This is a genomic window from Streptomyces sp. NPDC044044, assembly GCF_056434405.1.
Genome location: NZ_JBWKFG010000005.1, coordinates 34,377 through 46,551, shown reverse-complemented (window position 1 = coordinate 46,551; position 12,175 = coordinate 34,377). Strand labels below are relative to the sequence as shown.

At 70.4% G+C, this 12,175-nt stretch carries 12 protein-coding genes; 9 read left to right on the top strand and 3 right to left on the bottom strand.

The window, feature by feature from the left end; genetic code table 11:
- Positions 1-6 precede the first annotated feature (6 nt).
- The 5 genes from AC07AG_RS19755 to AC07AG_RS19735 all read left to right on the top strand — a co-directional run bounded on the left by AC07AG_RS19755 (position 7) and on the right by AC07AG_RS19735 (position 4,623).
- Entirely contained in the window at positions 7-1,029 is a 1,023-nt protein-coding gene (locus tag AC07AG_RS19755; protein ID WP_249589113.1) for a LacI family DNA-binding transcriptional regulator, read from the top strand.
- Between the two features lie 141 nt (positions 1,030-1,170).
- On the top strand, positions 1,171-2,175 hold the full coding sequence (locus AC07AG_RS19750) for a S1C family serine protease (protein WP_478756363.1): 1,005 nt from the start codon (positions 1,171-1,173) through the stop codon (positions 2,173-2,175).
- 25 nt (positions 2,176-2,200) lie between these two features.
- Positions 2,201-2,422 carry a hypothetical protein gene (locus AC07AG_RS19745; protein ID WP_478756362.1) on the top strand — a complete coding sequence of 74 codons (222 nt, stop codon included), beginning with the start codon at positions 2,201-2,203 and terminating at the stop codon, positions 2,420-2,422.
- 54 nt (positions 2,423-2,476) lie between these two features.
- Positions 2,477-3,211: a response regulator transcription factor gene (locus tag AC07AG_RS19740; RefSeq protein ID WP_249589110.1), complete on the top strand. Its 735-nt coding sequence runs from the start codon at positions 2,477-2,479 to the stop codon at positions 3,209-3,211.
- Positions 3,208-4,623: a sensor histidine kinase gene (locus AC07AG_RS19735; RefSeq protein ID WP_478756361.1), complete on the top strand. Its 1,416-nt coding sequence runs from the start codon at positions 3,208-3,210 to the stop codon at positions 4,621-4,623. The genes AC07AG_RS19740 and AC07AG_RS19735 overlap by 4 nt, the downstream gene beginning before the upstream one ends.
- Before the next feature lie 10 nt (positions 4,624-4,633).
- Here the strand turns inward: AC07AG_RS19735 and AC07AG_RS19730 are convergent, their stop codons facing one another.
- Both AC07AG_RS19730 and AC07AG_RS19725 read right to left on the bottom strand, forming a co-directional pair.
- Positions 4,634-5,938 carry an LmeA family phospholipid-binding protein gene (locus tag AC07AG_RS19730; protein WP_478756360.1) on the bottom strand — a complete coding sequence of 435 codons (1,305 nt, stop codon included), beginning with the start codon at positions 5,936-5,938 and terminating at the stop codon, positions 4,634-4,636.
- 97 nt (positions 5,939-6,035) lie between these two features.
- Positions 6,036-7,868 (bottom strand): bifunctional metallophosphatase/5'-nucleotidase, encoded by a 1,833-nt coding sequence (locus AC07AG_RS19725; protein WP_478756359.1) that lies wholly within the window; start codon positions 7,866-7,868, stop codon positions 6,036-6,038.
- Positions 7,869-8,127: 259 nt separating this feature from the next.
- Between AC07AG_RS19725 and mshD the strand changes: the two genes are divergently transcribed.
- Complete coding sequence (gene mshD, locus AC07AG_RS19720; protein ID WP_478756358.1) at positions 8,128-9,051, top strand: mycothiol synthase; 924 nt, start codon at positions 8,128-8,130, stop codon at positions 9,049-9,051.
- Between the two features lie 52 nt (positions 9,052-9,103).
- Here mshD and AC07AG_RS19715 read toward each other — a convergent pair whose 3' ends face one another.
- Positions 9,104-9,622, bottom strand: a complete 519-nt coding sequence (locus AC07AG_RS19715) for an LppU/SCO3897 family protein (RefSeq protein WP_478756357.1) — start codon at positions 9,620-9,622, stop codon at positions 9,104-9,106.
- 143 nt (positions 9,623-9,765) lie between these two features.
- On the opposite strand from AC07AG_RS19715, the gene AC07AG_RS19710 reads away from it, so the two are divergent.
- The 3 genes from AC07AG_RS19710 to AC07AG_RS19700 are packed head-to-tail and all read left to right on the top strand — an operon-like array spanning position 9,766 to position 12,064.
- On the top strand, positions 9,766-10,200 hold the full coding sequence (locus tag AC07AG_RS19710; RefSeq protein ID WP_478756356.1) for a GntR family transcriptional regulator: 435 nt from the start codon (positions 9,766-9,768) through the stop codon (positions 10,198-10,200).
- Positions 10,197-11,096, top strand: coding sequence for an ABC transporter ATP-binding protein (locus AC07AG_RS19705; RefSeq protein WP_478756355.1), 900 nt, complete (start codon positions 10,197-10,199; stop codon positions 11,094-11,096). Before AC07AG_RS19710 ends, AC07AG_RS19705 begins: the two co-directional genes overlap by 4 nt.
- Positions 11,093-12,064 carry an ABC transporter permease gene (locus AC07AG_RS19700; protein ID WP_478756354.1) on the top strand — a complete coding sequence of 324 codons (972 nt, stop codon included), beginning with the start codon at positions 11,093-11,095 and terminating at the stop codon, positions 12,062-12,064. Before AC07AG_RS19705 ends, AC07AG_RS19700 begins: the two co-directional genes overlap by 4 nt.
- The last annotated feature ends 111 nt before the right edge of the window (positions 12,065-12,175 follow it).

Sequence of the window (12,175 nt, the reverse complement as noted above, 5' to 3'; positions counted from 1 at the left end):
CCGCGCGTGGCCAAGGTGACTCGGGATGACGTAGCGCGACTTGCGGGTACTTCCACCGCCGTCGTCAGCTATGTCATCAACAACGGACCCCGGCCGGTTGCCCCGGCCACGCGCGAGCGTGTACTCGCCGCGATCAAAGAGCTGGGGTACCGCCCTGACCGGGTCGCCCAGGCCATGGCGTCGCGGCGTACCGACCTCATAGGCATGATCGTGCCGGACGCGCGCCAGCCGTTCTTCGCGGAGATGACGCACGCCGTGGAGCAGGCGGCATCCGAGCGCGGAAAAATGGTGCTCGTCGGCAACACGGACTACGTGGACGAGCGCGAGGCCCACTACCTGCGGGCCTTCCTCGGTATGCGGGTCTCCGGCCTCATCCTCGTCAGCCACGGCCTGACCGATTCGGCCGCCGCGGAGATCGACGCGTGGGACGCGCGGGTCGTGCTGCTTCACGAGCGGCCCGAGGCGATCGACGACGTCGCCGTCGTCACGGACGACCTGGGCGGCGCGCAGCTGGCCACGCGGCACCTCCTTGAGCACGGGCACGAGTACGTCGCCTGTGTCGGCGGCACGGCCGAGACCCCGACGGTGGGTGACCCCGTCTCCGACCATGTCGAGGGGTGGCGGCGGGCCATGCGGGAGGCCGGGCGGTCGGTGGAGGGGCGGCTCTTCGAGGCGCCGTACAACCGCTATGACGCGTATCAGATGGCGCTGGAGCTGCTTGCCCGGCCGGATCGGCCGAGCGCCATCTTCTGCTCCACCGACGACCAGGCGATCGGCATTCTGCGCGCCGCGCGGGAGCTTCGGATCGACGTGCCGGGGCAGTTGGCCGTCGCCGGGTTCGACGACGTGAAGGAGGCGGGGCTCACGGACCCGCCGCTGACGACGGTGGCTTCGGACCGGCCCGCCATGGCGCGGGCGGCGGTCGATCTTGTCCTGGACGACGGGCTTCGGGTCGCCGGTTCGCGCCGGGAGCGGTTGAAGCTGTTCCCCTCGCGACTGGTGGTCCGGCAGTCCTGCGGCTGCAGCTGACCCTCGGTCCGGCAGCGGTGGGCCCGGCGGGAGCCGCGAAGCGGCGGCCTTGAGCACCTTTATATGGGGCATACGAGGTTCTACCGGTGTTCTCAGGGCGTACTCAGCCGCCTCTCATGAACGCCCCGCAGCCTGGGTTCCATGACAAACAGCGGTGAGTACCCCCAGCAGCAGCAGTCGTCAGCGCCTGTTCACCATGGCGGTACGCAGGGCGCGTACCCGCCCCCGCCCGCTTACTCCCCCGAAGAGCCGCCGAAGCACCGGCGCCGGGCACGGGGCCCCCTGGCCCTGCTCGCCGCCGTCGCCATCGCGGCAGCGGCAGTCGGCGGCGGCACCGCCTACGCCTTCCAGGAGCTGACCGGCAAGGACGGCTCGTCGAGCAGCGCCACCAACACGAACGTCGTGCCCACCAGCCAGAAGGGCACCGTCGCCGGCGTCGCCGAGGCGGTCAGCCCCAGCATCGTGGAGATCAGCGCGAAGTCCAGCTCGGGCGAGGCCACCGGATCCGGCGTGATCATCACGGACGACGGCGAGATCATCACCAACAACCACGTGATCTCCGGCGCCTCGTCGGTCAAGGTGAAGACGAACGACGGCAAGTCGTACGACGCCAAGGTCGTCGGCACCGACAGCAAGAAGGACCTGGCGCTGATCAAGGTCGAGGGCGCCTCCGGCCTCAAGGCCGCGAGCCTCGGCAACTCCGACAACGTGAAGATCGGCGACGACGTCGTGGCGATCGGCTCCCCCGAGGGCCTGACCGGCACCGTCACCAGCGGCATCATCTCCGCCCTCGACCGGGACGTCACCGTATCGACGGACGAGGACCAGGGGCAGCAGCAACAGCAGGGCGGTGGCGGCTGGCCGTTCGAGTACGGCGGCGAGCAGTTCAACGGCGACACCGGGTCGTCGAAGACCACGTACAAGGCCCTGCAGACCGACGCCTCGCTCAACCCGGGCAACTCCGGCGGCGCCCTCATCGACATGAACGGCAACATCATCGGCATCAACTCCGCGATGTACTCGCCCAGTTCGTCCTCGCAGAGCGGCGCGCAGTCCGGCTCGGGCAGCGTCGGCCTCGGCTTCTCCATCCCGATCAACACGGTCAAGGCCGACCTCGACACCCTGCGCGCCGGCTCCACCGACTGACCCGTCCACCCCTCTGGAGGCCCTCATGTCCGGACCGACCATCACCGTCAACCGCGCCCGGCACGCGCTCGCCGTCACCATCGGCTGGGGGCAGCCCGACACCGATCCGGCGGGACTCGGCCTCCCGCTCGCCGTGGCCGGGGAGCTGCACGGCGCCACCGCGGCCCGCGCCCCGGAAGTGGCCGCCTCCCAGGTGTCGTCCCGCCCCGCCGCACGCCGCAAGCCCCGCGCGCGCGTGCGAGGCTGATACCGGCCCCGTCCGACCCGTGCCCGGACCCGTACTCAAGGAAGTCACAAGCCGATGAGCCCCGCCGAAGGCGAGCAGCAGCAGCGCATCCTGATCGTCGACGACGAGCCCGCCGTGCGGGAGGCGCTGCAGCGCAGCCTCGCCTTCGAGGGGTACGGCACGGAGGTCGCCGTCGACGGCGCCGACGCGCTGGAGAAGGCGGCGGCCTACCGCCCCGACCTCGTCGTCCTCGACATCCAGATGCCCCGCATGGACGGCCTCACCGCCGCGCGCCGGCTCCGCGCCACCGGATCCCTGACGCCCATCCTGATGCTCACCGCGCGCGACACCGTGGGCGACCGCGTCACGGGGCTCGACGCGGGCGCCGACGACTACCTGGTCAAGCCGTTCGAGCTCGACGAGCTCTTCGCCCGGATCCGGGCACTCCTGCGCCGCAGTTCGTACGCGGCCGCGGCGGGCCAGGCCGAGGAGGGCGACATGCTCGCCTTCGGCGACCTGCGGATGGACCTCGCGACGCGTGAGGTCACTCGCGGGGCGCGGACGGTGGAGCTGACCCGCACGGAGTTCACCTTGCTGGAGATGTTCCTCGCGCATCCGCGCCAGGTCCTCACGCGGGAGCAGATCCTGAAGGCCGTCTGGGGCTTCGACTTCGAGCCCTCGTCCAACTCCCTGGACGTGTACGTCATGTACCTGCGCCGCAAGACCGAGGCGGGGGGCGAGCCTCGCCTTGTTCATACGGTGCGGGGTGTGGGGTATGTGTTGCGGCCGGGTTCCGGGGGCGGCGAGTGAAGGGGCTCGTCCGGCGCTTCCGGGCGCTGCCGCTCCGGTCACGCCTTGCCATGCTGGTGGCCACGGCGGTCGCGTTGGCGGTCGCGGCGGCCGCCGTCGTGTGCTGGTTCGTGGTGCGCACCGCGCTGATCAACTCGCTGGACGAGGCGCTGAGTTCCAACCGGGTGCCGGATCAGCTGGTGCTCAGCCTGATCGACGGCAGCGGACAGTGCCGCCATGCGTCGGTCATCAGCAACCAGGAGAACGATCCGAACCCGTTCAAGTCGACGGTCCAGGTCGTCGACCGCAAGGGCAACAGCTGCGTCATCTCCGGCAAGCAGTCCATCGAGGTCTCCCCCGGGGACGTCGATGTCGCCGACCGCACGTCCACCCAGGTGATCCACACCGCCACGGCGTCGAACGGCGCCAAGTACCGCGTCCTCACCTACCCCCTGGACGGACAGCCTCTCGCGGTCTCCGTGGCCCGGCCCCTCAGCGAGGTCGACGACACCCTGGGCAACCTCGTCCTGGTCCTCGTCCTCGTCGCCGGAATCGGCGTACTCGGCGCAGGCGCCGCCGGCCTCTGGGTGGCCCGCACCGGGCTCCGCCCGGTGGACGAGCTCACCGCGGCCGTGGAGCACGTGGCCCGCACGGAGGATCTGGATCTGAGGATCCCCGCCGAAGGCGACGACGAGATCGCCCGCCTCTCGCGCTCCTTCAACTCCATGACCGCATCCCTCGCCTCATCGCGCGACCTGCAGCAACAGCTCATCGCCGACGCGGGGCACGAGCTGCGCACCCCCCTCACCTCGCTCCGTACGAACATCGAGCTGCTCGCCCGCAGCGAGGACACCGGGCGGGCCATCCCGCCCGACGACCGCAAGGCCCTGCTCGCCTCCGTGACGGCGCAGATGACCGAACTCGCCTCGCTGATCGGCGACTTGCAGGAGCTGTCGCGCACGGACACCGGGCAGGGCGGCAAGGTGCAGGTCATCGCCCTGCACGAGGTCGTGGAGAACGCACTGGAGCGGGCGCGGCTGCGCGGGCCCGAGCTGACGTTCGCCGCGGACCTCGCCCCCTGGTACGTACGCGCGGAGCCCGCGGCCCTTGAGCGGGCCATCGTGAACATCCTGGACAACGCGGTGAAATTCGGGCCCCCCGGCTCGACCGTCGAGGTGGCCCTGAAGCACGGCGCGCTGACCGTCCGCGATCACGGCCCCGGCATCCCCGACGACGAACTCCCGCACGTCTTCGACCGCTTCTGGCGCTCCCCGTCGGCCCGCAGTCTCCCCGGATCGGGCCTCGGCCTGTCCATCGTGGCCCGCACCGTGCACCAGTCGGGCGGCGAGGTGGCGCTCCAGCACGCGGAGGGCGGCGGGACGGAGGCGACGGTCCGCCTGCCGGGCGCGCCCACCCCGCCCCCGACCGGCTAGACCCCTGCCGCTACTTGCCGATGCTCAGGCCCGTGCCCGTGAGCCGCACCCGGATCCCCTCGTCCTGCACGCTGACGTCCTTCAGCCACACGTGCCCGTCCCCCGGCAGCTTCGGCAGCTGGAAGGCGAGGGTGAGGCGGTCGGCGAGCACGGGGCGGGTGAGCTGGGAGAGGCCCTTGAGGAGCGCCGGGTCGAGGCCCAGCTTCTTCAGGAGCTCGGGGTGGCCCATGGCGACGTCGATGAGGTTCAGGCCCATCACGTCGTTGATGAAGCGCGGCGAGCCCACCAGGTCGTGGAGCTTGGTGTCGCTCTTGAGGGCGCCGCTGACCACCGAGTCCGGCACCCCGAGCCGCTTGACGATCGACGGGACGGAGAGCAGCGCCTTCGCCTTGGCGGTCTCTTCGGCGAGACGGTCCGCGGACTTCTTGCTGAGGTGCAGGCCCTCGGACTCGCGGGTGCCGGGCCGGTAGGTCGCCAGGTCGCCGATCTGCAGGCTCATCCTGCCGATGTCGGTGGAGATGCCGCGGTCGCCGTTGCGCTGGATGCGGGCGTCGGCGCGCAGCTTCAGGTCGTGGCCCGCGACGGGCAGCGTGCCGCGGGCGAGCACCTGGTCGCGGCCGTGGCCGGTGAACGTGACCTGGGATGCGCCCAGTTCACGGTTCAGGTCGTCGAAGGAGAGCAGCACCTCGCCGTTCATCTCGGAGATGAGGGCGCCCTTGATGTCGGTGGCGCCGTCGCCGGTGATCTTCACGTCGTTGGCGGTGGCGGAGACCTGGGCGAGCGAGATCCGGTCGGCCGCGACGTCCGGGACGGTGACCTTGACCTTGTCCACGCGCTTGTCGACGACCTGGGTGAGGAAGGGGAAGCCCTCGATGTCGACCTCGGGCGTGGCGCTCAGGTGCATGGAGTCCTTGAGCTTCTCCGCGGCCTCGTGCTCGGCGTAGAGCAGGGCCCAGCGGTCACCGAGCCCGAGGAAGGCGGTGGCGACCAGGAGGGCGACGAGGGCCTTCGCGGCGAGCGGGAGCCCGGCGAACCGGTTGCTGCGGCGGCGGCTGCGGCTGCCGCGGCGGTGGTTCGGCGGCTGCCAGGGAGCGTCGGACCTGTCGGCCTCGTCGTCGTCCGCCTCGCGGAGGAAGTCCTCCAGCGGGTTCGGCGACGCGAGGGCGCCGAGCTCGTCGTACGGATTCAGGGGAGCGGTGGTCTCTACCGCCTCTGAGGTTGCTTCTGGGGGAACCGATTCGGCGTGCCAACCATCAGACGGATAGGCCTGGTTGTGATCGGGCGGAAGCGTGGCTATGCGGTGGGGGGAACGCATCAGCTGATTTCACCATACGTTCACACCCCACCCCAAGCCTTACGCCCAGTAACCGCCGATTTGGGCCACCTTCTGAGCGCGTCTGTTAACGCGTCATTCACTTCACGATGGTGATCCTGTCCGCCTTGGGCGGTGCGATCGGCTTGTCCGCCGAGGAGTTGGCGGTCAGGTAGTCGTTGAACGCCTTCAGGTCATCGCTGCCGACCAGCGGCTTCTGGCCCTTGCCGAGCTCGGCGAAGCCGTCGCCGCCGCCCGCGAGGAAGGAGTTCATCGCCACACGGTACGTGGTGGCCGGATCGATCGCCTTGCCGCCCAGCTTGATCGAGTCCGTCACGACACGATCGGCGCCTGACTTGGTCATGTCGAGCGTGTACGTCAGGCCGTCCGAGATCTGCAGAATCTTCGGGGATGCCTCGTTCGACCCGCTCACCTGCTGCTTCAGGCCGGTGATCAGCTGGGCGCCGGTCAGGTCGACGAGATTGACCGTGTTGCTGAACGGCTGCACGGTGAAGCCCTCGCCGTAGGTCACCACGCCGTCACCCTCGCTCCCGCTCGCCTTGTGGACGAGGTCGGAGCGGATGCCGCCGGGGTTCATCAGGGCCAGGTCCGTCTCCGGGTCGAGCGACTTGCCGTGCGCGAGCTGCGCGTCCGCGATCAGGTCGCCGAGCGGCGCCTCCGGGGTGGTGGCGCCACGGCCCGGAATGTCGGCGGAGAGGAAACCGACCGGCTTGTCGGCGACCGGTGCGGCCAGCTTGTCCCAGCGCTGGATGAGCGAGGTCATGTCACGGGCCTTGGGCTGCTCCCGGCTGACGACGTGGTTCGCCGACTTCGCGGACTTCACGCTCGTACGGACGATGTCCTTGGTCCTGCGGTCGTACGTGAGCGTCGTGTCCGTGTAGAGCTTCCCGAAGGACGAGGCGGACGTGACCATGCGGGGCTTGCCCGCCGGGTCGGGGATCGTGCAGACGTACGCGGCGTGCGTGTGTCCGGTGACCATGGCGTCGACCTTGGGCGTGATGCCCTTGGCGATCGTGGTGATCGGTCCTGAGATGCCGTCGCCCGCGCCCGGGGAGTCGCAGTCGTAGTTGTAGCTCTGCGACGCCGGGGACCCGCCCTCGTGGATCAGCGTGACGATCGACTTCACGCCCTGCTTGTCGAGGATCTTGGCGTACTTGTTGACCGTCTCGATCTCGTCGTGGAACTTGAGCCCCTTGACGCCGTCGGCCGAGACGATGTCGGGCGTGCCCTCCAGGGTCACGCCGATGAAGCCGACCTTCACGCCCTTGTGCTTCCACACCCAGTACGGCTTGAGGATGGGCTTGTCCGTCTTCTCGTCGGTCACGTTGGCCGCGAGGTAGGGGTAGTCGGCCCCCTTGAACTTCTTGCCCTTCTCGAAGCAGCCGTCCTTGGGGTGACAGCCGCCCTTCTGCATGCGGGCCAGCTCCTTGGCCCCCTCGTCGAACTCGTGGTTCCCGACGCTGGTGACGTCGAGGTCCAGCTTGTTCATCGCCTCGATCGTCGGCTCGTCGTGGAACAGGCCGGACAGGAGCGGGCTCGCGCCGATGAGGTCACCGGCCGCGGCCGTGACGCTGTAGGGGTTCCCCTTGCGGGCCGTACGAAGAGACGTGGCGAGGTACTCGGCACCGCCGGCGTCGATCTTCTTCTCGGTCCCGTCGGGCTGCTTCTCCGTGACCTGGCCCGACGATCCGGCCGGCGGCTGCAAGTTGCCGTGGAAGTCGTTGAAGGACAGCAGCTGCACGTCGACGGTGCGCTTCTTGCCTGCCGCGCCCGCAGCATCCCCTCCGGCTGACTGCCCCGCGCTCGCGGGCAGTGCGGCGACCAGCGCGCCGAGCGTGGCGAGACCGGCCGCGGCGGCGAGCACACGGGTGGCGCGGCGTCTGGGCCGACGTGGCTGAGGAGTGGCTGGCACGAGTCCCCCTGGGAGAGGTATGAGACGGCTGAGGGTGTGAAACTCCGCGCAGCCTAAAGTCAACGCGCGTAGCGCGACAGGGGGTTACGGGTTACGAGGTGGTTGCCGTCGGGGGCGTTGCGGACACTTGGGACAAGCGTGACGGCGTACCGGGGACGAGCGGGACGGCGTACCGGGGACGTGCGGGAGTCGAGCGAGCGCGAGGGCGAATACGTCCGTGATCTGCTGCTCGACCTGCCGTCGCCGTACCCTCGACTCCATGACTGACGAGCAGCAGCCTCCCGCCCCCCTGCGGCAGATCGACACGGTCGCCGCCCTCACCTCCGACCAGGCCGACGCCGTGCTCGGGCTCATCGCGGAAGCAGCCCGCGCGGACGGCCAGCAGGCCGTGTCCGAGCAGGGGCGGCTGCAGCTGCGGGGAGGCGCGCGGACCGGCGTGCGGCACCTGCTGCTCGGCGTCGGCGACGAGCTCGTCGGGTACGCGCAGCTGGAGGACACCGATCCCATCGAGGCCCCCGCCGCCGAGCTCGTCGTGCACCCCGCGCACCGCGGCCGCGGGCACGGCCGCGCGCTCGGCACCGCACTGCTCGCCGAGTCCGGCCGGCGGCTGCGGATCTGGGCGCACGGCGGGCACTCGGCCGCGCGGCACCTCGCGCAGGTGCTCGGGCTCACCCTCTTCCGTGAACTGCGGCAGATGCGGCGCTCGTTGGGCGATCTGGACCTGCCCGATCCCGTCCTGCCCGACGGCGTGTCCGTCCGCGCCTTCGTCCCCGGCCAGGACGACGCGGCCTGGCTCGCGGTGAACGCCGACGCCTTCGCCCACCACCCCGAGCAGGGCTCCCTCACCCAGCTCGACCTGGACGACCGCAAGGCCGAGCCGTGGTTCGACCCGGCGGGCTTCTTCCTGGCCGAGAAGGACGGCGAGCTCGTCGGCTTCCACTGGACCAAGGTGCACGCGGACGAGGGCCTCGGCGAGGTGTACGTCCTCGGGGTGCGGTCCGGCGCGCAGGGCGGCGGCCTCGGCAAGGCGCTGACCACCATCGGCCTGAACCACCTGGCGGGGGCGGGCCTGCCCACCGCGATGCTGTACGTGGACGCGGACAACAAGGCGGCGGTGAGCGTCTACGAACGGCTCGGGTTCATCACGCACGAGACGGACCTGATGTACCGGACGGAGTCGTGAGCCACTGAGGGCGGACGGCAGGAAGGCGCGGCCTTCCTGCCATCCGGTCACGCTACTTCGGCGTGATCGGCTTCAGGCACATGCTGTACTGCACCCGGCCGCGCCGCGTCTGCTCGTAGCGGGACTCACCCGGCTCGCACTCGACTTCGTGCGTGCTCGTGACCTTGTACTGCGCCGTGGCGCCGGAGCAGTCGACGGTCTCCATGTCCGGGCTGCTGTCGGACCCCTTGTTCCGTACGCAGTCGCCGACCTCGGTGGCCGCGGGCTCCTTGGCGGCCTCGCTGCCGGGGCCTGTGGTGTTGCCCCGGCTGCTGTACCACCAGACGCCCGCGATGACGGCGGCGATGAGCAGGGTCACCACCTTCATCAGCGGTGACTGCCGGCTGAACGAGCCGCCGCCACCACCGCGCGGGCGCTGGGGCTGGGGCGGCTGGGGCTGCTGTGGTGCGAACTGCTGCTGGCCGTAGGGCTGTTGACCGTACGGCTGCTGACCATAGGGCTGCTGACCGTACTGCGGTTGCTGCTGCTGACCGTACGGCTGCTGGTAGCCGCCTTGAGGCGGCGGAGGCATGGACAAGGTAAGTCCCCCGACTTTCCAAACGTGTTCACGTCAATGCTGAGCGGCAGACGTTACAAGGTCATCGACCCCTTGACGGAACGCACCCCCTTGCACCACCCTTTCACTACTCAATTAGTGAAAGGGTGGTGCAGGGCATGGTCGAGTTCCGCATCGACCGGCGCAGCGGCGTCGCCACCTATCTCCAGATCGTCCAGCAGACCCAACAGGCCCTGCGCCTGGGCCTGTTGGAACCGGGGGACAAGCTGCCCACGGCCCGTGAGGTCGTCGAGGCGACGGCCATCAACCCGAACACGGTCCTGAAGGCCTACCGCGAACTGGAGCGCGAGGGCCTGGTCGAGGCCCGCCGCGGGCTCGGCACCTTCGTGCGGAAGTCGCTGGGCTCCACGCCCGCCGACTCCCCGCTGCGGGGCGAGTTGAGCAAGTGGGCCGCCCGCGCCCGCGCCTCCGGCCTGGAGAGGGACGACGTCGCGGCACTGTTCAGCGCCGTACTCGAAGAACAGTTCACGCAGTCAGGGCACTCGGACGACTCCGAGCACGCACAGCACGTGACCAAGGGGGACCACGCATGACCGACACCGCCATCGAGGCGGCCGCGCTTGCCAAGAGCTATGGGCGGCGGGGCCATGCCCTGCGCGACTGCTCCTTCCGGCTGCCCGCCGGAAGGATATGCGCGGTCGTGGGGCCCAACGGCGCGGGCAAGTCGACGCTGCTCACCCTCGCGGCCGGACTCCTGAGGCCCACCGCGGGCACGCTCACCGTGCTCGGCACCGACCCGGCCGCCGCGCGCGAGCACGTCGCGTACGTCGCCCAGGACAAGCCCCTCTATCCGCAGCTCAGCATCGCCGACACCCTGCGGCTCGGCGCCGAGCTGAACCCCGGGCGCTGGGATGCCGCCATCGCCGAACGGGTCGTACGCGAAGGGGACTTGGACCCGAAGCTGCGCGTGCGCACCCTCTCCGGCGGTCAGCGCACCCGCGTGGCGCTCGCCCTCGCCCTTGGCAAGCGGGCCGACCTCCTGCTCCTGGACGAGCCGATGGCCGACCTCGACCCGCTCGCCCGCCACCAGCTGATGGGGACGCTGATGGCACAGGCCGCCGAGCACGGCACCACCGTGGTGATGTCCTCGCACATCGTCGGCGAACTGGCCGAGTCCTGCGACCACTTGCTCCTGGTGTCCGGCGGCCGGGTCCGGCTCGGCGGCGGCATCGACGACCTCGTCTCCGCGCACGCCCTGGTCACCGGGCGCCGCCCCGTCGAGGAGCTCGCCCCGCACACCGTCGTCGAGTCCCGCGCCACCGGGCGCGGCCTGACCGCGCTGATCCGGCCGGAGGGCCCGGTCGGCGACGGCTGGGAGGTCGAGGAGCCGTCCCTGGAGGAACTGTTGCTGGCCCACCTGCGCTCCCCCGAAGCACCGGCACTCCTGACGCCGGGCACGGCGCCCGCCGAGCACGAGGTGACGGCATGAGCGCCCCTCTTCTGCGCGGTCCGCGCTGGGCCGATGTCCGGGTGCACCGCAGCGCGCTGCGTGCGGGGCTCGGTCTCGTCGTACTCGCCGCCGTGGCGACGGGCTCCCTCCGCTGGGCTGCCCACGCCTACCCCGAGCCCACAGGCCCCTGCACCTCCAACGGCTCCTGCGACACGTTCCTCGGCTTCTCCAGCGCCCGGGCGCTGCTGTACGAGTTCATGAAGAACTACTCCCAGGGGATGCTCCTGATCCCCATCCTGATCGGTGCCTTCGTCGCGGGCCCGGTCATCGCCCGCGAGATGGAGTCGGGAACCCACAAGCTCGCCTGGACCCAGTCGGTGACGCCCACGCGCTGGCTGCTGTCGAAGCTGACGGTGTTCGCCGTGACGAGCGTGGCCGGCGGCCTCGCGCTGATGGCGGTCTTCTGGCTCGGCCGATCCGGCACCGGAGCCGTCTGGAACCTGGGATGGGCCGACCGCGGCGTCTACGAGTCCATCGGCCCCGCCCTCGTCGCGTACTGCCTTCTCGGCCTCATGGCCGGCGCACTCGTCGGTCTCCTCGTGCGCCGCACGCTCGTGGCGCTGGCCGCCGGGGGCCTGGTCACCGGACTCGTCCTGCTGGTCATGGGCAACGTGCGGTGGCAGCTGTTCCCGGTGAAGACGATCTCCGGGCCCGCATCCGGCACGTCCACGAGCTACACCATGCACGACGTCCCCGTGGACTCCCTCATCGTGGACATGGGTGTCCACAACGCCGCCGGTGAACGCTTCGTCGAGAGCCAGTGCTCCGCCGATCAGATGGCCGACTTCCCTTGCCCGTCCGACACCCGCATCACCGGCTGGTACGCCGACGTCCACCCCCATTCCCACTTCTGGTACGTCCAGTTCATCGAGACCGGCATCGTCCTTGCCCTCACCGCGGCAGCCGCGTACGCCGCGTTCCGCGTGCTCAAGCGCCATGCGGCCTGACACGACGACGAGCCGCTGACAGCCCCCCGGACGTGTAGACGTCCGGGGGACTCCGGCACATGTCCCGCACGTCATGTCGCCGTAACCAGTGATTCAGACTGGCTTGCGACC

Bases quoted from the DNA above. Each gene is read 5' to 3' on its own strand.
- AC07AG_RS19750 (WP_478756363.1), top strand. From the start codon at position 1,171: ATGACAAACAGCGGTGAGTACCCCCAGCAGCAGCAGTCGTCAGCGCCT.
- AC07AG_RS19745 (WP_478756362.1), top strand. From the start codon at position 2,201: ATGTCCGGACCGACCATCACCGTCAACCGCGCCCGGCACGCGCTCGCC.
- AC07AG_RS19740 (WP_249589110.1), top strand. From the start codon at position 2,477: ATGAGCCCCGCCGAAGGCGAGCAGCAGCAGCGCATCCTGATCGTCGAC.
- AC07AG_RS19730 (WP_478756360.1), bottom strand. From the start codon at position 5,938: ATGCGTTCCCCCCACCGCATAGCCACGCTTCCGCCCGATCACAACCAG.
- mshD (WP_478756358.1), top strand. From the start codon at position 8,128: ATGACTGACGAGCAGCAGCCTCCCGCCCCCCTGCGGCAGATCGACACG.
- AC07AG_RS19715 (WP_478756357.1), bottom strand. From the start codon at position 9,622: ATGCCTCCGCCGCCTCAAGGCGGCTACCAGCAGCCGTACGGTCAGCAG.
- AC07AG_RS19710 (WP_478756356.1), top strand. From the start codon at position 9,766: ATGGTCGAGTTCCGCATCGACCGGCGCAGCGGCGTCGCCACCTATCTC.
- AC07AG_RS19705 (WP_478756355.1), top strand. From the start codon at position 10,197: ATGACCGACACCGCCATCGAGGCGGCCGCGCTTGCCAAGAGCTATGGG.
- AC07AG_RS19700 (WP_478756354.1), top strand. From the start codon at position 11,093: ATGAGCGCCCCTCTTCTGCGCGGTCCGCGCTGGGCCGATGTCCGGGTG.